This is a genomic window from Paraburkholderia sp. MM5384-R2, from assembly GCF_014201025.1.
Classification (GTDB): domain Bacteria; phylum Pseudomonadota; class Gammaproteobacteria; order Burkholderiales; family Burkholderiaceae; genus Paraburkholderia; species Paraburkholderia tuberum.
The window spans coordinates 63,903-88,009 of sequence record NZ_JACHDI010000022.1; the positions used below are offsets into that span (position 1 = coordinate 63,903).

Annotated in this window: 31 protein-coding genes and 5 pseudogenes; 17 read left to right on the plus strand and 19 right to left on the minus strand. The window is 61.6% G+C overall.

What is annotated here, in order from left to right; all coding sequences use genetic code 11:
* Positions 1 to 32: 32 nt before the first annotated feature.
* Positions 33 to 220, minus strand: a pseudogene (locus tag HDG37_RS39595) (IS3 family transposase); the annotation flags it as partial.
* 82 nt (positions 221 to 302) lie between these two features.
* On the opposite strand from HDG37_RS39595, the gene HDG37_RS39600 reads away from it, so the two are divergent.
* The gene (locus HDG37_RS39600; protein ID WP_311541616.1) at positions 303 to 389 is read left to right on the plus strand and encodes a nitrogen fixation protein NifQ; all 87 of its coding nucleotides are present in this window, start codon (positions 303 to 305) and stop codon (positions 387 to 389) included.
* 160 nt (positions 390 to 549) lie between these two features.
* On the opposite strand, the gene HDG37_RS28635 is transcribed toward HDG37_RS39600, so the two are convergent.
* From HDG37_RS28635 to HDG37_RS28670, 8 genes and pseudogenes are all read right to left on the minus strand, one after another.
* The gene (locus tag HDG37_RS28635; RefSeq protein ID WP_184053415.1) at positions 550 to 1,035 is read right to left on the minus strand and encodes a hypothetical protein; all 486 of its coding nucleotides are present in this window, start codon (positions 1,033 to 1,035) and stop codon (positions 550 to 552) included.
* A 165-nt stretch (positions 1,036 to 1,200) separates the two neighbouring features.
* Positions 1,201 to 1,683, minus strand: a pseudogene (locus HDG37_RS28640) (electron transfer flavoprotein subunit alpha/FixB family protein); the annotation flags it as partial.
* Complete coding sequence (nifW, locus tag HDG37_RS28645; protein WP_260335095.1) at positions 1,680 to 2,036, minus strand: nitrogenase-stabilizing/protective protein NifW; 357 nt, start codon at positions 2,034 to 2,036, stop codon at positions 1,680 to 1,682. The gene nifW (HDG37_RS28645) and the pseudogene HDG37_RS28640, both read right to left, overlap by 4 nt.
* A gap of 42 nt (positions 2,037 to 2,078) precedes the next feature.
* On the minus strand, positions 2,079 to 3,215 hold the full coding sequence (nifV, locus tag HDG37_RS28650; protein WP_184053418.1) for a homocitrate synthase: 1,137 nt from the start codon (positions 3,213 to 3,215) through the stop codon (positions 2,079 to 2,081).
* Between the two features lie 142 nt (positions 3,216 to 3,357).
* The gene (locus HDG37_RS28655; RefSeq protein ID WP_260335096.1) at positions 3,358 to 3,849 is read right to left on the minus strand and encodes a glutamine synthetase; all 492 of its coding nucleotides are present in this window, start codon (positions 3,847 to 3,849) and stop codon (positions 3,358 to 3,360) included.
* A gap of 391 nt (positions 3,850 to 4,240) precedes the next feature.
* Complete coding sequence (nodB, locus tag HDG37_RS28660) at positions 4,241 to 4,933, minus strand: chitooligosaccharide deacetylase NodB (protein WP_184053424.1); 693 nt, start codon at positions 4,931 to 4,933, stop codon at positions 4,241 to 4,243.
* A complete protein-coding gene (locus HDG37_RS28665) occupies positions 4,930 to 5,562 on the minus strand; it encodes a NodA family N-acyltransferase (protein ID WP_311541613.1) in 633 nt (210 codons plus the stop codon). The genes nodB and HDG37_RS28665 overlap by 4 nt, the downstream gene beginning before the upstream one ends.
* A complete protein-coding gene (locus HDG37_RS28670; protein ID WP_184053427.1) occupies positions 5,559 to 6,326 on the minus strand; it encodes a hypothetical protein in 768 nt (255 codons plus the stop codon). Before HDG37_RS28670 ends, HDG37_RS28665 begins: the two co-directional genes overlap by 4 nt.
* Before the next feature lie 379 nt (positions 6,327 to 6,705).
* Here HDG37_RS28670 and HDG37_RS40455 point away from each other — a divergent pair.
* Both HDG37_RS40455 and nifA read left to right on the plus strand, forming a co-directional pair.
* A pseudogene (locus HDG37_RS40455) lies at positions 6,706 to 7,002 on the plus strand (reverse transcriptase domain-containing protein); the annotation flags it as partial.
* A 653-nt stretch (positions 7,003 to 7,655) separates the two neighbouring features.
* On the plus strand, positions 7,656 to 9,494 hold the full coding sequence (nifA, locus tag HDG37_RS28685; protein WP_184053430.1) for a nif-specific transcriptional activator NifA: 1,839 nt from the start codon (positions 7,656 to 7,658) through the stop codon (positions 9,492 to 9,494).
* Positions 9,495 to 9,858: 364 nt separating this feature from the next.
* Here the strand turns inward: nifA and HDG37_RS28690 are convergent, their stop codons facing one another.
* The 7 genes from HDG37_RS28690 to nifV (HDG37_RS28720) all read right to left on the minus strand — a co-directional run bounded on the left by HDG37_RS28690 (position 9,859) and on the right by nifV (HDG37_RS28720) (position 15,278).
* Positions 9,859 to 10,011 (minus strand): hypothetical protein, encoded by a 153-nt coding sequence (locus tag HDG37_RS28690; protein WP_260335097.1) that lies wholly within the window; start codon positions 10,009 to 10,011, stop codon positions 9,859 to 9,861.
* Between the two features lie 36 nt (positions 10,012 to 10,047).
* The gene (locus HDG37_RS28695) at positions 10,048 to 10,347 is read right to left on the minus strand and encodes a ferredoxin family protein (protein ID WP_018423212.1); all 300 of its coding nucleotides are present in this window, start codon (positions 10,345 to 10,347) and stop codon (positions 10,048 to 10,050) included.
* Positions 10,344 to 11,654: an FAD-dependent oxidoreductase gene (locus tag HDG37_RS28700; protein ID WP_184053433.1), complete on the minus strand. Its 1,311-nt coding sequence runs from the start codon at positions 11,652 to 11,654 to the stop codon at positions 10,344 to 10,346. The genes HDG37_RS28695 and HDG37_RS28700 overlap by 4 nt, the downstream gene beginning before the upstream one ends.
* An 11-nt stretch (positions 11,655 to 11,665) precedes the next feature.
* The gene (locus HDG37_RS28705) at positions 11,666 to 12,769 is read right to left on the minus strand and encodes an electron transfer flavoprotein subunit alpha/FixB family protein (RefSeq protein WP_184053435.1); all 1,104 of its coding nucleotides are present in this window, start codon (positions 12,767 to 12,769) and stop codon (positions 11,666 to 11,668) included.
* On the minus strand, positions 12,766 to 13,614 hold the full coding sequence (locus tag HDG37_RS28710; protein WP_184053554.1) for an electron transfer flavoprotein subunit beta/FixA family protein: 849 nt from the start codon (positions 13,612 to 13,614) through the stop codon (positions 12,766 to 12,768). Before HDG37_RS28710 ends, HDG37_RS28705 begins: the two co-directional genes overlap by 4 nt.
* 4 nt (positions 13,615 to 13,618) lie before the next feature.
* Entirely contained in the window at positions 13,619 to 13,987 is a 369-nt protein-coding gene (gene nifW, locus HDG37_RS28715) for a nitrogenase stabilizing/protective protein NifW (RefSeq protein WP_184053439.1), read from the minus strand.
* A gap of 154 nt (positions 13,988 to 14,141) precedes the next feature.
* Positions 14,142 to 15,278, minus strand: a complete 1,137-nt coding sequence (gene nifV / locus HDG37_RS28720; RefSeq protein ID WP_184053442.1) for a homocitrate synthase — start codon at positions 15,276 to 15,278, stop codon at positions 14,142 to 14,144.
* Positions 15,279 to 15,389: 111 nt separating this feature from the next.
* On the opposite strand from nifV (HDG37_RS28720), the gene HDG37_RS28725 reads away from it, so the two are divergent.
* The gene (locus tag HDG37_RS28725) at positions 15,390 to 15,647 is read left to right on the plus strand and encodes a hypothetical protein (protein ID WP_184053445.1); all 258 of its coding nucleotides are present in this window, start codon (positions 15,390 to 15,392) and stop codon (positions 15,645 to 15,647) included.
* Between the two features lie 12 nt (positions 15,648 to 15,659).
* On the opposite strand, the pseudogene HDG37_RS28730 reads toward HDG37_RS28725, so the two are convergent.
* The 3 genes and pseudogenes from HDG37_RS28730 to HDG37_RS28740 all read right to left on the minus strand — a co-directional run.
* Positions 15,660 to 15,812 (minus strand): annotated as a pseudogene (locus HDG37_RS28730) (2Fe-2S ferredoxin); the annotation flags it as partial.
* Between the two features lie 22 nt (positions 15,813 to 15,834).
* Entirely contained in the window at positions 15,835 to 16,209 is a 375-nt protein-coding gene (erpA, locus tag HDG37_RS28735) for an iron-sulfur cluster insertion protein ErpA (RefSeq protein WP_184053448.1), read from the minus strand.
* A gap of 292 nt (positions 16,210 to 16,501) precedes the next feature.
* A pseudogene (locus tag HDG37_RS28740) lies at positions 16,502 to 16,756 on the minus strand (aminotransferase class V-fold PLP-dependent enzyme); the annotation flags it as partial.
* Between the two features lie 348 nt (positions 16,757 to 17,104).
* Between HDG37_RS28740 and HDG37_RS28745 the strand changes: the two are divergent.
* The 13 genes from HDG37_RS28745 (at position 17,105) to HDG37_RS28805 (ending at position 24,044) form a co-directional block, all read left to right on the plus strand.
* On the plus strand, positions 17,105 to 17,263 hold the full coding sequence (locus HDG37_RS28745; protein ID WP_260335099.1) for a hypothetical protein: 159 nt from the start codon (positions 17,105 to 17,107) through the stop codon (positions 17,261 to 17,263).
* A 304-nt stretch (positions 17,264 to 17,567) separates the two neighbouring features.
* Complete coding sequence (gene nifB / locus HDG37_RS28750) at positions 17,568 to 19,163, plus strand: nitrogenase cofactor biosynthesis protein NifB (RefSeq protein WP_184053451.1); 1,596 nt, start codon at positions 17,568 to 17,570, stop codon at positions 19,161 to 19,163.
* Between the two features lie 40 nt (positions 19,164 to 19,203).
* Positions 19,204 to 19,398: a 4Fe-4S binding protein gene (locus HDG37_RS28755; RefSeq protein ID WP_184053454.1), complete on the plus strand. Its 195-nt coding sequence runs from the start codon at positions 19,204 to 19,206 to the stop codon at positions 19,396 to 19,398.
* Positions 19,399 to 19,448: 50 nt separating this feature from the next.
* Entirely contained in the window at positions 19,449 to 19,856 is a 408-nt protein-coding gene (locus tag HDG37_RS28760) for an iron-sulfur cluster assembly accessory protein (protein WP_184053457.1), read from the plus strand.
* A gap of 15 nt (positions 19,857 to 19,871) precedes the next feature.
* Positions 19,872 to 20,453, plus strand: a complete 582-nt coding sequence (locus tag HDG37_RS28765; RefSeq protein ID WP_184053460.1) for a hypothetical protein — start codon at positions 19,872 to 19,874, stop codon at positions 20,451 to 20,453.
* Positions 20,450 to 21,169 (plus strand): hypothetical protein, encoded by a 720-nt coding sequence (locus tag HDG37_RS28770; RefSeq protein ID WP_184053463.1) that lies wholly within the window; start codon positions 20,450 to 20,452, stop codon positions 21,167 to 21,169. The genes HDG37_RS28765 and HDG37_RS28770 overlap by 4 nt, the downstream gene beginning before the upstream one ends.
* Positions 21,162 to 21,542 (plus strand): nitrogen fixation protein NifZ, encoded by a 381-nt coding sequence (locus HDG37_RS28775; RefSeq protein WP_184053466.1) that lies wholly within the window; start codon positions 21,162 to 21,164, stop codon positions 21,540 to 21,542. Before HDG37_RS28770 ends, HDG37_RS28775 begins: the two co-directional genes overlap by 8 nt.
* Positions 21,539 to 21,814, plus strand: a complete 276-nt coding sequence (locus HDG37_RS28780) for a nitrogen fixation protein NifZ (RefSeq protein WP_071336673.1) — start codon at positions 21,539 to 21,541, stop codon at positions 21,812 to 21,814. Before HDG37_RS28775 ends, HDG37_RS28780 begins: the two co-directional genes overlap by 4 nt.
* Positions 21,811 to 22,182, plus strand: coding sequence for a hypothetical protein (locus HDG37_RS28785; protein ID WP_184053469.1), 372 nt, complete (start codon positions 21,811 to 21,813; stop codon positions 22,180 to 22,182). Before HDG37_RS28780 ends, HDG37_RS28785 begins: the two co-directional genes overlap by 4 nt.
* A 34-nt stretch (positions 22,183 to 22,216) precedes the next feature.
* Positions 22,217 to 22,354, plus strand: coding sequence for a hypothetical protein (locus tag HDG37_RS28790; protein ID WP_260330635.1), 138 nt, complete (start codon positions 22,217 to 22,219; stop codon positions 22,352 to 22,354).
* A gap of 41 nt (positions 22,355 to 22,395) precedes the next feature.
* Entirely contained in the window at positions 22,396 to 22,614 is a 219-nt protein-coding gene (gene nifT / locus HDG37_RS28795) for a putative nitrogen fixation protein NifT (RefSeq protein WP_007177241.1), read from the plus strand.
* Between the two features lies 1 nt (position 22,615).
* On the plus strand, positions 22,616 to 22,894 hold the full coding sequence (locus HDG37_RS28800) for a hypothetical protein (RefSeq protein WP_184053472.1): 279 nt from the start codon (positions 22,616 to 22,618) through the stop codon (positions 22,892 to 22,894).
* Entirely contained in the window at positions 22,881 to 24,044 is a 1,164-nt protein-coding gene (locus HDG37_RS28805; protein ID WP_184053475.1) for a DegT/DnrJ/EryC1/StrS aminotransferase family protein, read from the plus strand. Before HDG37_RS28800 ends, HDG37_RS28805 begins: the two co-directional genes overlap by 14 nt.
* Positions 24,045 to 24,107: the final 63 nt, after the last annotated feature.

Consider the following 24,107-nt stretch of genomic DNA (forward strand, 5'->3'; position numbering starts at 1 on the left):
TGCGGCATGGATTTGTGGGGTTTCGGGGGTTTTGTGGCGATATAACGTGTATCGGCACACCGGGCCTCATTCGGCGCGGTGACGGCAAACGCCTGATCGAGCAGGTTCGGCGCGACCGGCAAGCCGTGTGTCAATCTGGTTGTTGCCTTGATTTGCGTTTCTGGTTGCAACGCAACCCCTGCTTGCGACGCGGTCTCTTTATCGGATGTACGCCGAATTGTCGGCAGCGCTGGGCTACCGGTTTCCACGGCTCGCTGAAAAAGCGTCCACGGCATGAAGCGAAAAAAATCCTCTACAAGCACGTGTGCGAGCGCGAGGCATTGATTATCTGCAAGGCTTCAAACTGCGGCGATTGTGCCGATTTCGCGGATTGCTTCGGGCCAGAATGAAGATCTGACTGTCTAGGTAGGCCAGCGTGCGCGCCCGCGCGAAGTGTGCGGTGAGCGTCGGCTTTGACTACTGAAACGATCGCCATGAACTGCAATGGAGTTCTGCCATAGCCATGCCGGGGACATATTGTCAATCTGTCAGTTGATCTTCCGGCGGCGATTATCGGGATCCGGACTGTGCGAGCAAGGCTTCCACGACGTCCAAGCCTATGCAATCGATCGGGTCCAGCCTGCGCAGCTTGGCGATCAGCCTCAGTGCAACGGCGCGCTCACCGCGCCGCACGCTGATGAACGCGAGCGCCTTCAGTGTGAAGAGCCAGAAGCGGCCCGGACCAGGAATGGTGAAGTCGGTGTCGCCCGGCTGTACCGCACACCAGTCGCTGTCGAGCGATGCCTGCCGGGCGGCAACCGCCAAAGCCTTGGTCGCGACCTCCTGCGCCTCGCCAAGTTCACCCCGGTTCGCATGGAACTTATACAGCAGATAGTAGGGGGGCAGGCAGCGCGGGTACGACAGGACCGCAGTCCACAACGCGGCGGCCACATCGTCGTTGCTGCCGCCGCGGGTTCTCTCGATCAGCTGTAGCACGGGGGAGGGAACATTGCCGCCGAAGAGAACGGTCGATTCGATACCAGTAATGAGATTCATCAATTTGCTCCGATATGATGAGGCGTCCGGCCGCTTTTGCAGCGCTCGGAAGCCGATGTGACGATGGATGTGTTTGTCTACGCGAACCTGAACTGGATGCGATTCCCGCCGCGCGGACACGCCCATTCGAGGTTGTGATGGTCCGTGCACAGAATGCGGCAACTACGGGTCAATGTTCAGCTCAGTGCAGTCGGCGGTGAGGCCGGTCAAGAGCGTCGTTGCGACAGATCCGGCGAGATCCCGGGCCATCGAGGTTGCACCGAGCAGCAGAATCTCGGCGCGGTACTTGTTGACCAGGTCGGTCAGCCCCTTCGTGAACGGTTCGTTGCGATGGCCGGGCGACACAGTGTCGTGAATCACATACGCTTTGTCCGCGCCGAAACTGAACGCCTCACTGGCAAACTGCTCAGGCGGCTCGTCGGTACCGCCGAGCACGGCCACAGCGACACGACTGCCGAGTTTGTCGGCGAGCTTGTGCGCCTCACCGAGCAGCTCCCACGACACGCTATGCACGTGGCCGCGGTCGTGCTCGAGAAAGACCCAGACGCCCTGGTAGGCTTTCAGATGTTCGGGCAGATTGAGGTTACGGCCGGCGGCCCGTTTGACCGGCGCGGCCGGCTTCTTTTCCGAGGCAGCGGGCGAGTTCATGGGGCCCTCTTCATCAACAGGTCCGCCTCCAATGTCGGATGGCGAGCGAATATCTTGTGCACGAGTTTCAGCGACACGTCGCGCAGGCTGGACGCTTTGAAGACCTTTTGCTCCGCGGGCGTGGATACAACGAAGTCGTTGTAGGCCTTCTGCAGTAAGCATCGATAGACGGCGAGCACGGCCGTCGCGTTGTTACGCGGTAGTTCTTTCTGTTGCTCGATATACTGAAAGAAGCGCTTGAGGACGTGCAGGCGGCTCACGTTCACCACCTTCTTGTCGAATGCGATGTCGAAGAATCGCAGGAAATCCTCGGCCGACGACGGGTGACGCAGTTGTTCGATAACTTCTTGCATGTCGTTACTTCTATTGGACAAGTTTGGCCGCCATAACCACACTCACGACACCTTCACCCGCGTGCTGTGGGCTTGGGTCAGGAAGCGGCGCAGATCGCTTGCATTCGGCGCCTGCTTGTACTGCGTGACGAAAGAGCGGATGCGCGCAAGCAGGAGCGGGATGAGCCGCTCCGACACCCTCACGCCTAGAGCGTCGTAGGCCTCACGCACACTTTGAGATCCAGAATGTTTCCCGAGTATCGTCGACCGTTGCCGGCCGAGCTCTGCCGGATCGAATCCCTCGTAGGTCGTGGGGTGCTTCGCGAGGCCGTCGGTGTGAATGCCCGACTCGTGAGTAAAGATGCTCCTACCGATGATGCTCTTGTTGAAGGAAACTGCGCGGCCTGAGGCTTGTTCGACCAGCGACGAAATGTCGGGCAGCGCTCTGGTGTCGACGCCAGTGTCTCGTCGCAGCAGGTGCCGCACGCCCATCACGACTTCTTCCAGCGCTGCATTGCCGGCGCGCTCACCCAACCCGTTGACGGTGGTGCTCGCATGGGTCGCGCCGGCCCCAAGGGCGGCCAGGGTGTTGGCTGTGGCGAGCCCGAGGTCGTCGTGCGCATGGATTTCGATCTCCAGATCGACGGCGACGCGCAGCGCTGCAATGGCGTAGAAGGTCTTAAAGGGGTCCAGGATACCGACAGTGTCGGCAAAGCGCACGCGCTGGGCCCCGTGCTGCTGCGCGCATTGAGCCACTTCTATGAGAAATGAGGGATCCGCGCGCGAGGCGTCTTCCATGCCAAGGGAAATCTTGGGATGGTTTTTCGCTGCCTCGTCGACGACGCGTGCGATCTGCGCCAGGACCCAACTGCGCGACTGCCGCAGCTTGTGTTGCAACTGAATATCCGAAACGGGAACCGAGAGATGAACGATATCGGCATCGCAGCGCAATGCCGCGGTGAGATCCTCGTCCGTGAGGCGCCCCCAAACCATCAGACGGGCGTCGAGGTTCAGGTCGACGATCGCAGCGATGCACGCCATTTCGTCTTCGCCCATGGCAGGAATTCCGATTTCGAGTTCGGCCACGCCGGCTTGCGACAGTGCGGCGGCGATCGCGCATTTTTCCTCGGTGCGAAACGCGACACCGGCGGTCTGCTCGCCGTCACGAAGCGTCGTGTCATTGATGATCGGATTGAGCATGTCAGGTCTCTTGAGTTGTCGGCGATGGATCGCAAGCGTTGTGCCAAGCGAGCATCTACAGTCGGAGCACAATTTGCGGGATGTTGACCGGCACAATGTCGGGTTATGGCGGTGCATCATCCGATTGTTCGTGTCGCGAATGTTACGTTCCGGACAATGCGGCAGCGCTGGAGGTGGCTCGATCGGTTCCATCCGCTAGCGGACAGAATGTCGAACTCATGTCGGTGGCGTCCCGCAGCGTTTTCGGAATTTCCGATAGATCGGCATCCCGATAAGCGTCGCCGACAAGCGGGTCTGGCAATGCCAGCTTCTCGTCGATGCCCGCAAGCCCCGCCGCGATCAGGGCCGCAAAAGCGGGATACGGATTCAGATCCGCACCGCCAATGCGGCACTCAACGCGGACGGCGTCCGAGCCTTCGCCGTAAAGGCGGAAACCGACCGTCCGATTGTCTTGGCTCCATGCGACCTTGGTCGGCGGAAACGTACCGATCTGGAATCGCTTGTAGGAGTTGATGTGGGGCGCCAGAAAGAGGGTGATGTCCTTCGAATATTTCTGCAGGCCCCCAAGGTAATGGTGCATCAGATTGAGACGTTTATATGTGGATGCGGTACGAACGCTTTGCCGCGCGGGCAACGCTTCACAGGGGAATCTTCCTGTCCGTGCAAAATCTGGCGGTGGGCCAGTGCCGAGCTGATTGCGGTAAGGCTCAGAAGCTCCCAGGTTTCACGGAGTCGACGGATGCACAAATCGTTAGTCGGTAAGGGATTTTAGAAACCAACTGCTAGATTCTCAACGGAAAGCACGAGCGTCATCTAGATGCTTTGGGAGTGCGATGGACTCCAGGCATGCCGAGAGCGCGCGCGGGTCCTCGTTGAAGCAGGGAACGATGACATCCACGCCCGGCAGAGTGTCGGAGTCGACCAGGCCGTCCGACAGCGATGACACGTTTGTCGGCTGAGCATAAAGCGTCTGAGTGCTTTTATAGACAGTCGAGAGCAGCGCATAACACGAGACAGCGACAGTGCTAGTTGCGCCAAGCAGGTTCATAGGGTGTCTGGTTTGTCCGGTGAGGTTGAGGAAGCGATCGGATTGCAAACCCCCGGTCATGCAATGCTGGAATCATGAGGGAAAGCGCCATGAGGGTCTGCTCGCGCCGACTAGCGAGAGTGCATCGTCCCAATTCATCGGGAGGGCATCCGTCGTGCAAGAGCACAATTGCACCCGGCCGGACAGAGGCCAGCACTGCGCTGACAATCGCGTCCACGCCGGGACGAGACCAGTCTCGCGGGTCTACCGACCAGTGGAGGGGCGCCAGACCAGCGCTCGCTGACGTAGTGAACACTGCTTCGGTCCACATGCCATACGGGGCACGCATATACCGCAGCGAAGCATGGGGGCTCGCCATCCTGATGACCTTGCTTGCCGTTAGTATTTCTTGTTGTACTTCGGTGGGTTCGCATCTGGACAGGTCCGGATGAGTCATCGTGTGGTTTGCGACCTCGTGCCCTTCTGCGATCATCCGTCGGATCAGCTTCGGCTGGTCCGCTGCGTACGCACCGATGACGCAGAAAGTAGCTGGCACCCGGTGTTCCGCCAGCACATCGAGGACGTCCGGTGTGCAAAGTGGATTAGGGCCGTCGTCAAACGTCAAATAAACGCTGCGACGTCCGTTGGTGTCAGCGCACTCGCTGCGCGCTTCGGATAAGCAGTGCCTCACAGCTCTGGCCCGTTCCGATCAATTATCGTTCCGGTCGGCCAATCGCTCATTGACCGTCCAATCGGTAAGACGACAATGAGTACGTCCTCGATGCGCGTGGGCGGCGTGTCGAGATGCACTTCTCGAAGGGTCGACCTCACGCGAACTCCAGACACAATAGTCGCCAGACCGTGTCGGCCGAGCAGCCTTGCAATATGTTGCCGCAACGCGTGTCGAACCGTGCCGAAGCCGAATGGAACGTCAAGTTCCTGCAACACGGGATACATCACGCGCATTAAATGAGGGATTCCGAGTCCCTCGAGATCCGGACGTACCGCGTACAATCCTAGTTCGGCCACTAGTAGATCGACTGCGCCAACCTTGATGAAACGACGCAGTGCGCCGACATGAGCCGCTACGCCGCGCGCGTCGTAGCCGATTGCACGGACCTCTGGCCTCGCACCAGCCCAACTGTGATTGCCTTCGAATGGTTTTGCATTAAACGCCCCGGTCGGTCCGTAGGTCTTTTGGAAGAACTCGGACAGTTCGATGTGGTCGGCGAGTCGCAACTCATTTTCCCAAGCCAGCCTCCACCGCACCTGAGAGCGCAGGGAGAGAGGTCCTCTATCTGTGGACACGGCCAAATTCACGACTGCCTCCTATGCGCCGTCCGGCCTTTGAGGGTGGACCTGACGCACGCGAAGGACTTGCTGAGAAAGCGGTGCGATTTCAAGAAATCATCTGCACTCTGGAACAGTGCTGGGATGAAGCCCGAAGAAAAGAGTATTTCCGTCAACGCTTCACGGACCGATTGAACCTCTTCCACGATGGAGATTACATCGACTGCGCGTGCCTTTCGCACCGGATCTACCAAAGACTTCCCCCGCATCTTCCGCACGATCTGACCGCGATTGACACGAGATCCATTTGGCCGGGTCACTGAAGCATTTGGCACCTGCAATCGGCTGCTCCCGATTTGTCGCGAAGCCCAGCCGAAGTCGAGGGTTGCCTCAACTGTACGAAGGTAAGCGGCCGATATAGAAAGGGTTTGGAGAACTATGCGAAGTTTTGCCGGTAGTAAGCGCCTACGCGACCTGCCAGACGCTTGCCGCGTCGTGTCGGCGCGATCCAGCTTGCCCATGCCGCCGAAGACCGTGGCCGCATTGGACATGTGCCTCGGTTGATGCTCGGCGTACACCTGAGGATTTTTCTCGGAGTCAGGGCAAAGATCGACAACCATCTTGATATGCCCAAATTCTATTTCTCCGGCCCGACGTTTTGCTACAGTATTCATGAGAGCGTCCACGAGAAATTGACTTGAAATTCGGTGCCGTATCCGCCGAGAAAGTTCAGCGAGTTCGGGATCGGCGATTTCCTTCGTCCAGGTGATGAAGCGTCGCCAGTGCTGCTTCATGTGCCCACCGTTATGGCCGCCCATCGGGCCGTACACGCCGCTGTTGCGCCATGCGTGAGCCGGTCACGGACCGACTGCCCGCTCACGCCGAGTTGCCCGGCGGCGAGCTTGCGCTTGATCCTGTGTCCGCGCAACGACAGGGCCGCCGCTCGCGTGCGCGTGTCCCGATGCATGTGAGTGATCGACAACTGCTGCAACGTCATTCCTCGGTTTCGCTCAGTTCTACGACACACTTCATCCGCTACCCCGGCACGACGAAGGCGCCAGCAGGTTTGCGAAATTGAAATGGACTTACCAGGAACACTATCCTCCATGCCGTGCATTTCGTAAAATCGATTGTTTTGATGGAACGCATCCACACTATGGATAAGTTGGGATCATGCGCTTCAAGGGCCTCGATCTAAATCTGCTCGTCGTGCTCGATGCTTTGATGACCGAGCGTAATCTCACCGCGGCGGCACGCAGCAAGGCCCAACTCAACGTCGTTCGCTACGCCGATGACTTTATTGTGACCGGTATGTCGAAAGAAGTGCTCGAATTCGAGGTGCTTCCGGCGGTCAGGCAGTTTATGGCCGCTCAAGGTCTGGAGCGCTCGGAAGAGAAGACCCGGATCACGAACATTGCAGACGGTTTCGATTTCCTTGGCCAGAACGTGCGCAAGTACGACGGCTACCTGCCCAGCGCCTGCCCGCTCAAGGAACGATGTCACCCGGCGACTACCGTCGCATTCGACGATGGGAACATGAGCATATAGTTGAAGCCATGCAGCGTCGGCTAGAGCGCAAGCCTGACGCAATGAACATCCGCAGAAGCACATGTCGAATATGTCTTCGGCACGCTGAAGCACTGGATTGGGGGCCACACACTTCCTGACCCGAACGCTCGGACGGGTCAGCACCGATAGGCTCGGATCTGACGATCTGAAAACAGTTTCCATACGTTCTCGGCCAGTTCAAGAGGAACATTTTGTCGCCCGACACGGAAGCGCTTCTTGTGCCAAATATCCCGCTGCGCCGGGGTGGGCATGCCCGAAGAGGTCGCAAAGATAGATCATCTTCGTCCTATGCTCGGATGCGGCGAGTTATCTCACGGGCACCGAGGCAGAAATCAATGATGGACGACACCTGTAATCGGCTGCACCTGGAGTAGACAAATCGCAGTTGATTTGAGCGACATCAATGGAACTCGCGTTCCTAACGGAATCCACGCAGCGAAATCGCAAAAGCAGAAAATAAGTACATCAAGGCACTACAGTTTCACCGTCCTTCCATGAAAGGGCATTATCTTTTGAAGTCAGCCCGTGAAATTGGGCGCTAGATCGAGGATGATATGCAACACAATGCCCGCAAATCCGAACAAGGTGACGGGGAGCACGGCCCCCACAACGGGGACGTCGTCATGCTGCATATCGCTTCCGTACGCGAAAGGCCTGGCTCAAAGTCCGAGACGGACCACGCGGTCCCTATTGTGCAGTGGCACGAGAGCGTGCTTACCGGCATCTTCGAAATATCGAAGGTACTCACCGCCCCCTACCGGCTCGAAGTCACGTTGGCCAACGTCATCGATCTCCTGCAATCGTTTGTTCAGATGCGACTCGGTATCGTCTCTCTCTTCGACGATGATGGCGTACCGGACATTACCGTTGGCGCGGACTGGAGCGAAGGCAGCGATGAGCACTACCGGATGCGCCTGCCGCAGAAGGCAATTGACCAGATCATGGCGACGGACAGGCCGCTCGTCGCCGAGAACATAGCGGTGCATTCGGGCTTCAGTGCCGCCGACATGGGCGTGCTCGGTGCCTCCGACAACATGCGAGTGTCGTTCATTGGCGTCCCTATTCGCATCGACGCGAAAGTCGTAGGCACGCTGACCATCGACCGCATCCTGGGCTATGAGTCGAACTTCCGGCTCGATTACGACGTGCGGCTGCTTACCATGGTCGCCAACCTGGTGGGGCAGACGGTGAAGCTGCATCGCTTTTTCAAGAGCGACCGCGAGCGACTGATGGCGGGGAAGGACGGGCTGCAAAAGCCATTGTCCGAGCTCAAGCACCCTGCAGGTGAGCGTAAGAAGTTTCAGATCGAGGGGATCATTGGCGACAGCCCGGCGCTGCGCGGGCTGCTCGCGAAGATCGCGGTGGTAGCCGAATCGAACAGCACAGTTCTGTTGCGCGGCGAATCCGGTACCGGGAAGGAGCTGGTCGCCAAGGCCGTTCACGAGCTGTCGCCGCGCGCCAAGCGGCCCTTCATCAAGCTCAATTGCGCGGCGCTCCATGAGACGGTGCTGGAATCCGAATTGTTCGGTCATGAGAAGGGTGCCTTTACCAGCGCCTTCAATTCGCGCAAGGGGCGCTTCGAGCTCGCCGACAAGGGGACGCTGTTTCTGGACGAGATCGGCGAGATCTCGGCCTCGTTCCAGGCAAAGCTGCTGCGCGTCCTGCAGGAGCAAGAATTCGAGCGCGTCGGCAGCAACCAGACCATTAAGGTCGATGTTCGCGTGATTGCCGCCACGAATAAAAACTTGGAAGAGGCGGTGGCAAGGAACGAGTTCCGCGCCGACCTTTATTATCGCCTCTGCGTGGTTCCCTTGCTGTTGCCGCCGTTGCGTGAAAGGCGCAGTGATATTCCGCTCCTCGCCGTTGAGTTTCTCGAGAATTTCAACAGCGAGAACGGCCGTACGCTGACCTTCGATGCGAGCGCGATTGAAGTATTGATGAACTGCGGTTTTCCCGGCAATGTCCGCGAGCTCGAGAATTGCGTGCAGCGGAGCGCGACCCTGGCGCCGGGACCAGCGATCGTGAGAAACGACTTTGCCTGCTGCCACGGCCAGTGCCTGTCCGCGATGCTGTGGAAGAGCCGATCGGACGAAATGGCGCTGCAGCCTGGGCCAATCGTACCAGTGCCCGTGGAGCCGGCTACGCCGCAGGCTGAGGCTGCTACGTCGCGCGCAGTTGCTGCGGTCCAGCCTGTCGGCAGCGAGCGGGCTCCGTTAGCGGCTGGCGGCGCAGTCCTCGGAAGTGATTCGAAGATGACCAACCGCGAGCGTCTCATCGCCGCCATGGAAAGATCCGGCTGGGTGCAGGCAAAAGCGGCGCGGCTGCTTGGACTGACACCGCGCCAGATTGGCTACGCGCTGAGGAAATACGGTGTCGAGATCAAGCGTTTCTGAAAGGACTGTCGGACTTGCGGCGTGTCGGGGCCGCGACATCGCGACTGAGGCGAATGGCTCGGAGAAGTCAAATCTGGATTTGGCGCGGACCTTGGCACGATCACGATCGGAAGCGGCCCCCGTGTCGGTGCTAATTCGGTAAGCGTCGAGAACAGCACGTCCGATCTTAGGGGGCGGTCCGTATCTCGACTAAGGTGGTGCGAACGCGGCGCTGTCATCGCCGGTTCGTTGGCCATGTCGCGCTCAGCGCACGGTCGACTGCTGCCACGCCGCCGGCTGCCAGATTGTCGTCGGCCAACGATGCGATGGCGGGCCGTTGGACATCGTGTGTCTCCTCAGACGGCCCGTTGCAGCAACGCTTCCACTAGGAGCCGAGGCAGCCCGAATACATGATCGCGACGGTATCGGGCGCCTGGCGTTTCTGCTGTTCCGCCCAGAAGGCCTTCAGCAGCGCGGTCGAGCCCTTGCCGCCCGGCGCCCCGCGGATGCGGCGGCGGCCGGTTCTCGGTGCGAGCAAACACATGTCGTTCTGGTCTGGCAATGACGATGTTCCTCAACCGAACTTGAACAGGATGCCGTGACCACCGCGCGGGTAGTCCCACTCGATATTCTGGTGGTCGGTACAGAGGATGCGGCAACTGCCGCATTCGAGGCAGCCGTCGGTGATCAGCGTCACCGCGCCGTTGCCTTCGGCCTTGTAGCACGAGGCCGGGCAGACGAAGGTGCAACTCTTCGCGCTGCATTCGCTCTGGCAGACGTCGGCATCCTTGATGTGGACGTGCGGCCGTCCTGCATCGACGCGATAACGGTTCTGGAACAGCTTTTCCTCTACGTTGACGGGTAGGGTGCTCATCGGAAGGCCCTCAGGAGTTTGTAAGCGTCACCCACGATGCCGGAAAGCGAACGGGCTGTTCGGAAGCTCGAAAAAATCTCGCGCTCCTTGCTTTTCTTGTCCTTACCGTCGACCGTGATCATCGTGCGCGCGGCGCGTGCCATGAGGTCGGGGTAGGTCGTGAAGAACTGCGGATTCTGGTGCAGCACGGCCGGCATGTCGCGGTATTTGTGCAGGTCTTTCATCACGAAGCTCTGATCGAGCGCGGCCTTGTAGGCCTTGAGCGTGCCGGCGCGGTAGCCGTGGCCCGCGGCTTTCGCGTGGATCACCGTTTCGGCGGCGAGGCGTCCCGTGGTCATCGCAAGATTCGATCCTTCTCGGTGCGCGGCGTTCACGAAACCGCCTGAATCGCCAACGATCATCCAGCCGTTGCCGTAGACCTGCGGGATTGCGTGAAAACCGCCTTCGGGAATCAGATGCGCGCAATACTCCTTCATCTCGCCGCCCGCAATCAGCGGTGCGATCGACGGGTGCTGCTTCATCTTTTCGAGGAGCGCGTAGGGGCTCGTGCGGTTGGGGTTTTTCTTGAAGTCGCTCAGCATGCAGCCCACGCCTATGGTGAGCGATTCCTTGTTGGTATAGAGGAAGCCAGTGCCCATCATGCCGTCGGTGATCCTGCCGACCATCTCGATCACGACGCCGTCGTCCTCGCCGACGTTGAAGCGCTGGCGGATCGTCTCCTCCGGCATGAAGAGAATCTCCTTGACGGCGAGCGCAACGTTGCCGGCCCCGATCTCTCCATGAAAGCCCGCCTTGCGCGCGAGCGTCGAATTCACGCCGTCGGCGAGCACCACCACGTCGGCATAGACATCGCCGTGCTCGCGGTCGCACTGCACGCCGACCACCCGGTCGCCGTCCATGATCAGTTCCTTCACCGTGGTCTCGCAGAGCAGCAGTGCGCCGGCTTCGCGCACTTTCGATGAAAACCACTTGTCGAACTGCGCGCGGATGATTGTGTAGCGGTTATAGGGCGGCTTGTTGTAATCCTCGCTGCGCACATGTGTACCGACAAACGACGTATCGTCGAGCATCCACATCCGCTGCTCGATGATGTGGCGCTCCAGCGGCGCATCGTCGCGGAAGTCCGGGATGATCTCTTCGAGCGCCTTCGCGTACAGGATCGCACCCTGAACGTTTTTGCTGCCCGGATATTCGCCCCGCTCGATCTGCAGCACTTCCAGACCTGCCTTGGCCATCGTGTAAGCGGCAGCGTTGCCGGACGGACCGGCGCCGACCACAATCACATCGAACTGTGAAGGTTTTCTCATCGTGATTCTCCTCAGGCAGCCTGCTTGCGGCGCCGGGTCAAATGCTCCGCAAAAGCCTGCTTCAGCGCGGGCAACACTTGCAACGCATTGCCGACAATCCCGTAGTGTGCGAAATCGAAGATGGGTGCGTTCGGGTCGGTGTTGATCGCCACGATCACGTCTGCGCTTTCCATGCCCACGCGGTGCTGGATCGCTCCGGATATGCCGGCGGCGATGTAGAGCTTGGGCCGCACCGTCTTGCCGGTCTGTCCCACCTGGCGCTCCCCCTCGACCCAGCCGGCCTGCACGCATGGCCGGGTCGCACCCACTTCGCCGCCGAGCACGTTCGCCAGTTCGAACGCCAGCTGGAAGTTCTCAGGGCTCTTCAACCCCTTGCCGCCGCTCACGATCACATCGGCATAGGGCAGGTTGATCCGGTTGCTGCTCGCATCCGGGATAAAGTCGAGCAGCCTCGTGACGATGTCCGTCTCGATCATCCCCAGCGTTCCATGGACGATGTTGCCGGTGCGTTCGGCGTCGCGCGGCGGCATCGGCATCACGCGGGGGCGCACCGTCGCCATCTGCGGACGGTACGCGAGCGTCATGATCGTGCACAACAGGGAGCCGCCGAAGGTGGGGCGCGTCGCCGCCAGCGCCCGCGACGCGGGATCGATGTTGAGTCCGGTGCAATCGGCGGTCAGCCCGGTCAGCAGGGTCGTCGCTACGGAGCCGGCGAGGTCGCGGCCCATCGACGTCGCGCCCAGCAGCAGGATCTCGGGCTGATGCCGGTTGACGAGGTCGGTCAGCCCTTTCGTGAACGGCTCGTTGCGATAGCCTTGCAAGACCGGGTCGTGGACGATGTACGCATCGTCCGCACCGTAAGTGAAGGCTTCTGCGGCGAACTGTTCGAGCGGTTCATTCGCGCCGCCGAGCACCGCGATGCCCACTCGGCTGCCGAGCGTGTCGGCCAATTTTCGCGCTTCACCGAGCAGTTCCCACGAGACGCTGTGCACGTGTCCACGGTCGTGCTCGATAAAGACCCAGACGCCTTTGTAGGCCTTCAGGTGTTTCGGCAGTTCGAGATTGCGTCCTGCGCGGCCGGCGGGTTTCTTCGCGGGGGCGGCGGGTGCGTTCATGAACCCTCCTTCATCAGCAGGTCAGCTTCCAGGGTAGGATGGCGCGCGAAGATCTTTTGCAGCAGGTTCACCGACACGTCGCAAAGACTCGTTGCGTCGAGGTCGAGCATCTCCGCTTTCTCGCTGCGCGGCGTCGGTCCAAAGACTTTACTGACCACCGTCGGCGAGCCCTTCAGGCCGATCTTGCCAAGATCTTCGATGCCGGCCTGTTCGCAGTTCCATTTGTGCACCGGATAGCCGGCCGCGTGAATCATCGCGGGCAGCGTCGCAAAGCGCAGTTCGTTGGTGTTCTCCAGCATTGTGATCAGGCACGGCAGCGCAGTCCTGAGCACGTGCACGCCGCCCTCGGCGCGGCGCTCGACGGTGATCGTGCGCGCATCGAGAGCGGTCTCGACGATGCGCGACACGTAGGTCAGCAGTTGCAGCCCGAGGCGTTTGGCGATACCGGGGCCGACTTGCGCGGTGTCGCCGTCGATCGTCTGCTTGCCGGTGAACACGATGTCCACCGCCTGCTCCTTCGCGATCTGCTGGATACCCGCTGCCAGCGCGTACGACGTAGCGAGCGTATCCGCGCCAGCGAATGCACGGTCGGTGAGCAGCACGGCGTCGTCCGCGCCGAAGCTGATGCACTTGCGCAGCGCTTCCTCGGCCTGCGGCGGGCCCATGCAAAGCAACGTGACCTTGCCGCCGAAGCGGTCCTTCAGTCGCAGCGCCTCTTCGAGTGAAAACAGGTCATACGGGTTGACGATCGCCGGAACACCTTGGCGCATGATCGTGTTGGTGACCGGATGAACGCGGATCTGCGTCGAGTCCGGGACCTGCTTGATGCAGACGACAATGTGCATGGTCTTAACGATGTGCATGGTCTTGCTCCACCTGTCCGGCAAGGGTGCGCGCGGGCAGCGACGCGCGCAGACTGTCGAGTGAAACGTGCTGCCGCCCATTTGTGTCCCGGAACACCTTGAACACTTTTTCCTGCGCCGGCGTGGAGGTGACGAAGTCGCCGTAAGCCTTCAGCAGCAGCGCGTGATATGACGCGAACAGGGCGGCTTCGTCGCCTTCCGGCAGCGCGTCCTGTTGCTGGATGTACTGAAAGAAGCGCTTGAGGATGTGCAGTCGACTCACGTTGACGACCTTCTGGTCGAACGGAATGCCGAAGAACTGCAGGAAGTCCTCGGCTGAGGACAGCGCCTTGAGTTGCTGGACAAAGCTTTCCATCGCGTTTACTCCTTGCAAGCGGATGAGGATAGGTGTGGACAGAACGTCGGCTCGGCGAAGTACTTGTCGCAGGCGCCGCTGGTGGGGCACGGCGTCGTCGTGCCCGACTGTTCGGATCGCGCGACGCACTTCGTGAAGCCGACCACAGCGCCGCTCATGACAATTCTCCGACGGTGTAGCGCAACTCGATCAGGAAGCGATAGAGGTCGGCGGCGCTGGGCGTTTGCTTGTGCTGGGTGGCATGGTGGCGGATACGGGGCAGCAGCAGCACGAGCAGCTTTTCACTGACGGCCAGGCCGAGCGCGTCATAAGCCCGGCGCACGCTTTGCGAACCCGAATGCTTGCCGAGCACGACCGAGCGTTCGCGACCGAGTTCGGCGGGATCGAAGCTCTCGTAGGTCGATGCATTCTTCGCGAGCCCGTCTGTGTGGATGCCCGACTCGTGCGTGAATACGCTGGCGCCGACAATGCTTTTGTTAAGCGCGACCGGGCGTCCTGAAGCCCGTTCGACAAGCCGCGAGATGCTCAATAGCGCGGTCGTGTCGACGCCGGTGTTGCGACCCATGATATGGCGCACGCCCATCACGATCTCCTCCAGCGCGGCATTTCCGGCGCGTTCGCCGAGACCATTGACAGTGGTGTTGGAGTGGGTTGCGCCGGCGCGCAGTGCGGCAAGGGTGTTCGCGGTCGCGAGCCCGAGGTCGTTGTGCGCGTGGATTTCGATTTCCAGATCGACCGCGTCGTGCAATCGCGCAATCGCTTCATACGTCGAAAAAGGATCGAGGACGCCGAGCGTGTCCGCAAAGCGGATGCGTTGCGCACCACACTGTTGCGCGTGCCGCGCCACGTCGGCAAGGAACGAGGGGTCCGCGCGCGAGGCATCCTCCGCGCCCAGCGAAACCTTGCGGCCGCTTTTGACGGCGGCGCTGATCACGCGATTCACCTGCGCGAGCACCCACGAGCGCGGCTGGCGCAATTTGTGTTGAAGTTGGATATCGGACACGGGAATCGACAGGTGAATGATGTCGGGATTGCAGCACAAGGCCGACGCCAGGTCCGCGTCGGTGAGACGGCCCCAGACCATCAGATCGGCGTCGAGATTCAGCGCGACGATGGTCTGGATGCAATCGATTTCCTCGGCACCCATCGCGGGGATACCGATCTCCAGTTCGGGTACGCCGGCGCTTGAGAGCGCCTCGGCAATCGCGCATTTTTCGGCAACCGTGAATGCGACGCCAGCGGTCTGTTCGCCGTCGCGCAGTGTGGTGTCGTTGATGATCGGATTCGACACGGGAAGTTGTCCTTTAGGCATTTGATCATACGGTTTGCAAGTACTGCGCCATGCACCGTTAGTGCGAATAGCCGCTTGCCGCGGGGCTTTCCCGTGTTCGCTGGCGCTGTGATGAAGCGGTTCCAACGAAGACCTGTCGCGAATGTCCTGTTTCGAACAGCCAGGTGTAGCGATGAACACGGCGCTGCAGAAAGCGATGCGCGATGCGATGGGCGTGGTCAGCCAGGATGTGCGGATGCGGTCGGCGCGATGCAAACGCTGGAGGAATTGGCTATCCATGGCGACGGCGATGCGGGAAGAAAAACACAGGCGGCGGCTATCAGCGCGGCTATGACCGCTATGGCGCTTGAAGAGGCCGCACAGCGCTAAGGACGCATGCCCTCAATGCTCACGCGCGAGCTCGCGCGTATGTGGCGGCAGTTCGATCGTCAGGTCGGCGTTGCGCAGCTTCACGCAGCACGCGAGACGCGATTGCACGTCAAGGCCCCACGCATTGTCGAACTGGTTGTTCTCCTCGTCGTCGGGAGGCGCCAGTCAGTGAGATTTCATGATTGCCTCACACGGAAAACGAACTGCCGCAGCCACAGGTGCTCTGCGCATTGGGGTTGTGAATGACGAAGCGCGAACCTTCCAGGCTGTCTTCGTAGTCGACGCGCGCGCCGGGCAGGTATTGCTGGCTCATCGAATCGACCAGCAGCGTGACGCCGTCCGTGACGGTCTGCATGTCGTCGTCCGCCACCTGGTCGTCGAACGCGAAGCCGTACTGCAAGCCCGAACAGCCGCCGCCTGACACGTACAGCCGCAGCTTCAGGTTGGGATTGCCTTCTTCCTCGATCAGCGAGGCCACTTTCGCAGCGGCCTGAGGCGTGAATTCGAGTAGGCCGGGCATGACGCCGGGTGTGGCGGAAGCCGGTTGGGCGAGCGTTTCCATGGAGGTTCCTCTCAGGCTTGAATGGACTCATTTCGGGTTAGACGAGCAGGTCGGTTGCTTGGCGAGTTACAGGTCGTCGGCTGCTGCGCCTCGAATCGTCTGGCGCGAGCGAAAGTCAGACACGGCCGCCTTGATCGCGTCCTCGGCGCGAGAATCGAGCAGTGGATCTCGATCGGCGGCAATGGCAGTTCCTCGACGATCTGATGCGTGCACAACGTCCCCGAGCGCATGCCGCGCTCGTGGACGCCGCCGTGCAGTTGGCACGCGATCCGCATGCGCGGCCCGAGCCCCACGAGGTCCAGACAATCTCGTCCGGGTCCCCGTTGACGAGCGAGCTGACCTGCTCGCGGGCGAGTTCCACCGCTTCTTCGCCGACCCAGCCGTAGGCATGCGAACGGCTGGCGGGATTGCCGTACATCTCGGTCAGGTAAGGCAGCATGCGTCTGATCACGCACGGATCGACCGGCGTGGTGGCGGCATGATCCAGATGCACCGGGTGGGCGCCGCGCGGATGGAGGCTGGTACTGACGCGTTGGAAATCCGACATTGCAGGCTCTTGAAAGCGGGGTAATGCGACCTTGAGGCAACTTCCATGCCACTGGATTGTCACGCTCTAGTGGCCTCTTTCAGCTGGGCCGCTGTTGTTTCGCTGTTGTTTTTGAGTCGATGCGCCCGACGAGTGAGGATTGCCGCCGTTCTTTTTGTCGGATTTGTCGTTACGCGCGCGGGATTGACATGCGCGATGGCTGAATCGTCAGGCGTTGAAATGCGCTTACTTCAAACGCTGTGTCTTTGGGTCGATCGTGCGCCTTGCGCTGGTACATCGAAAGCGCGCAGCGCACGAAGGGGAAGTCAACGGTGAACATTCAGGCAAGCGTTGGACGGCGTCTACGAGGTGAGCAAGACGCTGGTTTCGTCGCTCGATGTGGCGAAAGCCTTCCGCGAGTCCCTGAACTATCTTGTGCAGACGATGGAGTGGCGGCGCGCCTTTGTGGTGCTGGCCGAACCGGACGGGCAACTGCGCGGCCGTGAGCGCTACGGGACTTTCGCGTGACGAGCAGCAGCGGGCGACCACACGTTCGCGAAATCGCAAGCCAGGGAAGCCGGAGGGTGAACGCGAACGATTGATCTGGTTTGTGCGGGTCCCTCTCGCTGGTTTAGAACATGCCGTCCGGGTCGTGTGAGATTTGTCGCAACACCGACACGACGCAACGAAAATGTAGGGATACGTCGCGCGCCGGGATCAAACAGAACTGCGAAATATATCCTAACCCATTGATTCCTGGCGTTCTTGTCGAGTGGCATGGATCTGGCTCTATGGCTTGCGCGCGGCCGCCGTTGGTTGCGAGGAGATATCCATGCAAGCGAGTTCAAATGCGAGCGACTTGCCCGCAGCGGCCTATATCAGCATCGGGCAGATTAAACCGCTCGGTGTGAAGATCGAAGACCCGTCCACCGGTGCCGGCTGCGGCACGCACGGTGGCGAGGGTAAGGCCAGCTGCGGCGCGTTGGGTAGTCTCGACGACATGCCGCCGGACATCTGGGAGAAGGTCAAGAATCACCCATGCTACTCGGAAGAAGCCCATCATCACTATGCGCGCATGCATGTGGCGGTGGCGCCGGCTTGCAACGTCCAGTGCAACTACTGCAACCGCAAATACGACTGCGCGAACGAGTCGCGTCCCGGCGTGGTCTCTCAGAAGCTAACGCCGCAACAGGCAGTGAAGAAGGTCGTGGCGGTCGCAAGCGAGATTCCACAGATGACGGTGCTTGGCATCGCCGGTCCCGGTGATTCGCTGGCGAGCCCGAAGAAGACCTTCGAGACGTTCCGGATGCTGCAGGAACAGGCGCCGGACATCAAGCTGTGCCTGTCGACCAATGGCTTGGCGTTGCCCGACCTCGTGGACGAAATCTGCAAGTACAACATCGACCACGTGACAATCACCATCAACATGGTCGACCCGGCGGTGGGCGAGAAAATCTATCCGTGGATTTTCTGGAAGCACAAGCGCGTGACCGGTTACGAAGCAGCCCGAATCCTTCATGACCGGCAGATGAAGGGTCTCGAGATGCTCACCGCACGCGGCGTGCTGACCAAGATCAACTCGGTGCTGATTCCCGGCATCAACGAGGAGCACCTGATCGAGGTCAACCGCGACGTCAAGAAACGCGGCGCGTTCCTGCATAACATCATGCCGCTGATCTCGGAGCCCGAGCACGGCACTCACTTTGGCCTGAGCGGCCAGCGCGGACCGACTGCGCAGGAACTCAAGGCCGTGCAGGACGCCTGCATGGGCGGCGCCAACCTGATGCGTCATTGCCGCCAGTGCCGCGCGGATGCGGTTGGCCTGCTGGGCGAGGACCGCAGCGAGGATTTCACGCTCGACAGGATCGAGCAGATGGAAGTGGTCTACGACCTCGACCGCCGCCGTGAATACCAGCAGCGCGTCGAAGCCGAGCGTCAGGCGCAGCACGACGCGAAGCAGGAAGCGCTGGCTGTCTCTCGCGAGATCGACGTCGCCGACGACATGAAGGCGCTGGTCGCGGTCGCAACGAAGGGCGGCGGCCGGGTCAACGAGCACTTCGGCCACGTCACGGAGTTTCAGATCTTCGAGGTCTCGGCAGCCGAAGCGCTGTTCGTCGGCCATCGCCGGGTGGACCTGTATTGCCGGGGCGGTTACGGCGACGACGAGCAACTACCGTCGGTCGTGCGCGCGCTTCGCGACTGCCACGCGGTGCTGGTCGCGAAGATCGGCGCCTGCCCGAAAGACGAACTGGCGCAAGCTGGCATCGAGCCGGTCGATCAGTACGTCGGCGAATTTATCGAAAAAGCGGTGCTTGCTTGGTTCAACGACTACCGCAGTCGCATCGCCAGCGGCGCCATCGTGCACCTGGACCGCGGCGATGCTTCGATCCGCCAGGGTGCTTACACCTCGTCAGCCTCAGCGGCGTGACACCCCACACCCTTCCAGACAGGACAACAGGAGAGCCTCCATGTCTCTGAAGATTATTGCGTCCACCTGTACGGGATGCTCGGCCTGCGAACCGGAATGCCCCAATGTCGCGATCAGCGACAAAGGCGGCGTGTTCGCGATCGACCCCAAGAAATGCAGCGAATGCGAAGGCCACTTCGACGACCCGCAGTGCGTCGCCGTGTGTCCCGTGGACGGCTGCATCGTTCAGGTTTGAGTCTGGCTCGTGGCCGGGCCGGCCATTCATCCATCAGGAGACTACGCATCATGCTGTCCAACGTAACTGTTACGAGCGCCGCAGAGAAGTTCATGCGTCGTATCGTGCGCTTTTCGGGCCTGCCGGCTGGGGCCGGCTTTCGTCTGGTGGTGAGCGCCGGCGGCTGTTCCGGCTATACCGCGAAATTCACCGCCGAGCCGGCGCTGCAACCAGGCGAACAGGAACTCGACATCAACGGCCTGCGCGTATTCCTGCCGGCTGAGAGCCGGCTGATGCTCGAAGGCATAACGATCGATTTCGCCGACAGGCTAACCCAGTCCGGCCTGATCTTCTTCAATCCGAACCAGGCCGCTTGTGGTTGCAGTAGTAGTGCGGAGTCGGCGCCGCCGGGCGTGGCGACCATCGATGTCAGCGCGATTGGCCGCGGGCGGCCGCCGCTGCCGCGTCAGATCTCCTGAAGAGGAGCGATGGCGATGGAGTCCGGCGACCGTGCCCTCGACGACGTAATGACCGCGTTTGCGCAGAGCGCGATTGGCGGCGGCTTGCCGTCGGGCGTCAATGCATTGATCGCCGAGGCGGGTCGGTTGCGCGAGCGCCCCGGCGAGGCGCTCGCGCTGTTGCAACGCGCCCGCGCCGCCGCGCCGCGCCATCCGGTGCCGTTGATCGCGCTGTACCGCTTTTACTTCTACGACCATCAATTGGCGCAGGCGCGTGCGATCGGCGAAGACGCGCTGGCGGTCGCCCGCACCGCGCTGGGCTCAGATTTCGGCGATGAACCGCATGCGGCCGCGATCGTGACCACGCGTTATGACGCGGCCGCGCGTTTTTATCTGTTCACGCTGAAGGGCCTCGCGTACCTCAACATGCGTCTCGGCGACTTTGAAGAAGCGCGCATGCGACTGCGCGAATTGCGCCGGCTCGATCCCGAAGACCGGGTGGGGGGCGCGCTGCTTTCGCAGGTCTTGGATCGTCATGAGTCCGGCGTCGGGTCCGACGATGCAATGGATGCGCTGAGTGCATATCCGACGCGCGGCTGGACGGGGACGAAACCATGAGCGTACAGAACGTGCGCGTACCAGGCGGCGACATTGCACCGCGCCACTGGCAGGGCGGCCCGCTCGACTGCGCCGGCTGCGGGTGCGTGCGGTTGCGCGAGTTGCCGGCGGAGCACGATTGCGGGCCAGCGAGTCACGCCGGTGTGTTTTGTCTGCCGGCATTGCTCGGCGACCCGGACGAGATGGTCCGGCTGCAGCTCGCGTTGCGATTGCCGCAGGCGCAACTGGCACGCCTGATCCACGATCCGCATCGCGAGGTGCGGATTCGCGTGGCGCAGCGCCTGTCGCCTGCTGCATTGATCGGCATGCGGGGCGATGCCGACTACGGCGTGCGTGAATGGGTGGCGCGGCGTCTGCCGCTCGCGCTGCTGCCGCAGATGATCGGCGACCCTGATCGCGGAGTCCGGATGCGACTGGCCGAGCGTCTTGAGATGCCCGCGCTGCTGCGTATTGCCGACGACAGCGAGGCCGAGGTACGCCGCATCGTTGCCGAGCGTCTGCCCGCGACGCTGCTATCGCGCCTCGCGTTCGATCCCGATTGGCGAGTGCGCTGGCAAGTCGCGCGGCGCGCCGCTGGCGAAATCGTGGCGTCGCTGATGGATGACGCGGACGAAGAGGTGCGCGCGCTCGCGCGGCAGCGCCGGCAGTCGGGCGAGGTCGCGAACCTGATGACCACCGGACAGACGCAACGATCAGCAGGAGTGAAGCATGGCTGACATCAACCGCGATGACGACCTGATCGAGGTCGCGTTTCCCCCGCGCTTCAACTACGGCGAGCGCGTGATCGCACGCGCGGTGATCCGCAACGACGGCACCTACAACGGCAAGGACATCGGCGAAGTGCTGGTGAACAAGGGCGAGATTGGCTACGTCACCAGCATCGACACCTTCCTTCAGCAGTTCTATATCTACGCGGTGTATTTCGTCGAGAGCGGCCACCGTGTCGGCATGCGCGCGAAAGAGCTATGCACGCTCGACAACCTGCCGGACGACGTGCTGCAAGGCTTGGGCGAGCGGGCCGAAGCGCTGCACAAGATCGGCACGCGGGTCCAGCCGGAAACGTCGCAACCGCAGGAGCCGTCAGCATGAGTATCGAACCGGTTCAGCCTGCTTATCAGTGGGGCATGCGCGTGATCGCGCTGGATGACCTGTGCAACGACGGCAGCTTTCCGGAGCGCGGCCAGGACGATTGTCTGGCCGAGGCGGGTACGGTCGGCGAAATCGTCAACGTCGGCCAGGTGATTGAGAGCGGCGAGCCGGTCTATCTGGTGGAGTTCGGCAACTGTGTCGTCGGATGCACGGAGAATGAAATTGCGCCCGCACCCGCCGGCCTGCTACCCGAAGAAGGAGCCATGTCATGACGGTTCAGGCGAGCGCGCCAGAAGCGGCGGCGCCGCGCGACGGTTTGCGCGCGGGCCGCCCTTTCGACCTGACCCAGCGCCAGATCGAGCAAGCGTTGCGCGAGCGTACCCGCTACCGCTATGTGGTGCCGCGCGTGCTGCGCGATGGGCCGGGGTTCCGTGTCGAGAGTCCGTGCTGCTCCCGCAATGTCGACGCGAATGGCGGGCTGATCGACATAGCCTGGCTCACGCGCGATGAAGACGGTATGTGGCACCTGAGCGCGCGCGATCATGCATCGCACCGATGGATGCCCCAGCATGAGAGCACCGGCCTGGCCGAGTTGCTGGACACGCTGTGCATCGATTGCGAATGCGTGTTCTGGCCGTGAAGCAAACTAACGGAGCCGGGCGACGATCTATGGTGTGCCGCGCGATGAGGCGCTGGCGGCGGTGCGGCTGTCGCTCGGCGAAATCACTACGGCGCAGGACATTGAGTACGTGCTCGCCCATCTGCCGCGGTTGCTTCGTCCACTGCTGGAGGAAGCAGCGCATCCCGCTTGAACCTGGTTTGAACCTGTCATCAACCTCCGGAGTCCGCAACCATGAAAGTCATGATCCGCAAGGACAGCAAGGGCGCGCTGAGCGCCTACGTGCCAAAGAAGGACCTGGAGGAGCCCATTGTCGCGATGGCGCAGCCCGGGATGTGGGGCGGTCTCGTCACGCTCGCGAACGGCTGGCAACTCGAATTGCCCGCGATGGCCGACGATACGCCACTGCCCATCACGGTCGAAGCGCGGCGTATTGCGGGCGTGGAGGAGTGAGATGAGCCTGAACGCCGAGCAATTGGACTTCGCGGCGGACCTGCTCCGCACGGCACCGACGCTACGCGACGCCGCCGCGCAATGGCACGAACGTTATCCCGAGGTGCGCACAATGCATGTCAGCGCAACGGCGATGCGCGACGAGACAGCAGCGCTCCGGTTCGGTGTGCGCAGTATCTATTTCGCGATATCGGCCGGGTATTACAGGACCATCACGCGGCGGCCTGAAGAGGCCGATGCGTTGATCCTGACTGAGGACAAGGCGCATGGAAATCGATGAGATCGCGTTGAGCGAACCGGCTTGCGCGGCGCGCGAGATCGATCTCGTCAACGCGGTGCTGCAATCCTCGCGTTGGAGCGACGGGCCGATGCTTGATTCGTTCGAGCGCGCGTTTGCGGGCTGGGTTGGCCGGGAGCATGCGGTCGCGGTCGCGAGCGGCACGCTCGCCACCTGGATTGCGTTGCGCGCGACTGGGATCGGCCCGGGAGACGAGGTGGTCTGCGCGTCGCACACGTGGCATCAGGTGGCGCAGGCGATCACGCTGGCGGGAGCCGTGCCGGTGTTCGCCGACATCGACTACTGGAGCGGTTGTCTGAGCGCCGAAAAAGCCGCGCAGAAGATCGGCCCTCGCACGCGCGCGATCCTCGCCGGCAATACCAACGGCCACCCGGCCGCGTGGGCGCTGCTGCGCGAACTGGCCGACGCGCAGCGCTTGCGGCTGATCGAAGACAGTACTGAGGCGTTGGGCTCGCGCTACCGGGGCCGCAACGTCGGCTGTTTCGGCGACGTATCAGTGTTCGACTTCTCCAGCCCGTCCGCGCTGTGCACAGGAGCGGGCGGCATGCTCGTCACCGACGATGACGAACTCGTCCATGAACTGCGCTATCTGCGCGAGCGGCGCGTCACGGACCGCGCGTCCGTCTCGGTCGGCTCGCGGGTGCCGCTGCAGGCGGGCATCAGTGATCTGACCGCCGCGCTCGGTCTCGCGCAACTGGCCGAACTCGACACGCGCCTCGCGCAGCGAAAGCAGGTCGAGACCTGGTATCACGAAGAGATGCAAAGCTTCGAAGGGATCAAGCCGGCCTACGTGGCCGAGGACGTCGAAGAAGTGCACTGGATGCTCTATGTTGTGCATTTGGGCAAGCGTTTTACGCAGAGCGCGCGCGCCCAGATGATCGACGACATGAAATCTTGCGGCATTGAGACGGTGGCCTACAGCCATCCGCTGCATCAGCAGTTCCACTACATGAACTCGGGCGATGCGATCGGCCGCAAGAGCGGCCTGTTGCCCGACACCGAGCGCATCGGCGATCGCGCGCTGGCGCTGCCGCTGCACACGCTGCTCGACACCGACCAGGTCAGGTACATCGTCAAGACGCTGAAAGACACCGCGACCAACGTGGGCGCCGGCGCTGCCATTTATCTGTGAGGCGCACTGCATAACCGTTTCAGTCCAGACCATCGCCGAACGCCTGCGGGCGGCGTCATTCCG

Bases quoted from the DNA above. Each gene is read 5' to 3' on its own strand.
- HDG37_RS28800 (WP_184053472.1), top strand. From the start codon at position 22,616: ATGAGCCTGAACGCCGAGCAATTGGACTTCGCGGCGGACCTGCTCCGC.
- erpA (WP_184053448.1), bottom strand. From the start codon at position 16,209: ATGGAAACGCTCGCCCAACCGGCTTCCGCCACACCCGGCGTCATGCCC.
- nifW (WP_184053439.1), bottom strand. From the start codon at position 13,987: ATGGAAAGCTTTGTCCAGCAACTCAAGGCGCTGTCCTCAGCCGAGGAC.
- nifV (WP_184053418.1), bottom strand. From the start codon at position 3,215: ATGCTCAATCCGATCATCAATGACACGACGCTTCGTGACGGCGAGCAG.
- HDG37_RS28725 (WP_184053445.1), top strand. From the start codon at position 15,390: ATGAAGCGGTTCCAACGAAGACCTGTCGCGAATGTCCTGTTTCGAACA.
- HDG37_RS28775 (WP_184053466.1), top strand. From the start codon at position 21,162: ATGGCTGACATCAACCGCGATGACGACCTGATCGAGGTCGCGTTTCCC.
- nifB (WP_184053451.1), top strand. From the start codon at position 17,568: ATGCAAGCGAGTTCAAATGCGAGCGACTTGCCCGCAGCGGCCTATATC.
- nifA (WP_184053430.1), top strand. From the start codon at position 7,656: ATGCAACACAATGCCCGCAAATCCGAACAAGGTGACGGGGAGCACGGC.
- HDG37_RS28785 (WP_184053469.1), top strand. From the start codon at position 21,811: ATGACGGTTCAGGCGAGCGCGCCAGAAGCGGCGGCGCCGCGCGACGGT.
- HDG37_RS28700 (WP_184053433.1), bottom strand. From the start codon at position 11,654: ATGAGAAAACCTTCACAGTTCGATGTGATTGTGGTCGGCGCCGGTCCG.
- HDG37_RS28695 (WP_018423212.1), bottom strand. From the start codon at position 10,347: ATGAGCACCCTACCCGTCAACGTAGAGGAAAAGCTGTTCCAGAACCGT.
- HDG37_RS28765 (WP_184053460.1), top strand. From the start codon at position 19,872: ATGGAGTCCGGCGACCGTGCCCTCGACGACGTAATGACCGCGTTTGCG.
- HDG37_RS28760 (WP_184053457.1), top strand. From the start codon at position 19,449: ATGCTGTCCAACGTAACTGTTACGAGCGCCGCAGAGAAGTTCATGCGT.
- nifT (WP_007177241.1), top strand. From the start codon at position 22,396: ATGAAAGTCATGATCCGCAAGGACAGCAAGGGCGCGCTGAGCGCCTAC.
- HDG37_RS28770 (WP_184053463.1), top strand. From the start codon at position 20,450: ATGAGCGTACAGAACGTGCGCGTACCAGGCGGCGACATTGCACCGCGC.
- HDG37_RS28705 (WP_184053435.1), bottom strand. From the start codon at position 12,769: ATGAACGCACCCGCCGCCCCCGCGAAGAAACCCGCCGGCCGCGCAGGA.
- HDG37_RS28670 (WP_184053427.1), bottom strand. From the start codon at position 6,326: ATGAAGCAGCACTGGCGACGCTTCATCACCTGGACGAAGGAAATCGCC.
- HDG37_RS28780 (WP_071336673.1), top strand. From the start codon at position 21,539: ATGAGTATCGAACCGGTTCAGCCTGCTTATCAGTGGGGCATGCGCGTG.
- nifW (WP_260335095.1), bottom strand. From the start codon at position 2,036: ATGCAAGAAGTTATCGAACAACTGCGTCACCCGTCGTCGGCCGAGGAT.
- HDG37_RS28635 (WP_184053415.1), bottom strand. From the start codon at position 1,035: ATGAATCTCATTACTGGTATCGAATCGACCGTTCTCTTCGGCGGCAAT.
- HDG37_RS28805 (WP_184053475.1), top strand. From the start codon at position 22,881: ATGGAAATCGATGAGATCGCGTTGAGCGAACCGGCTTGCGCGGCGCGC.
- HDG37_RS28710 (WP_184053554.1), bottom strand. From the start codon at position 13,614: ATGCACATTGTCGTCTGCATCAAGCAGGTCCCGGACTCGACGCAGATC.
- HDG37_RS28755 (WP_184053454.1), top strand. From the start codon at position 19,204: ATGTCTCTGAAGATTATTGCGTCCACCTGTACGGGATGCTCGGCCTGC.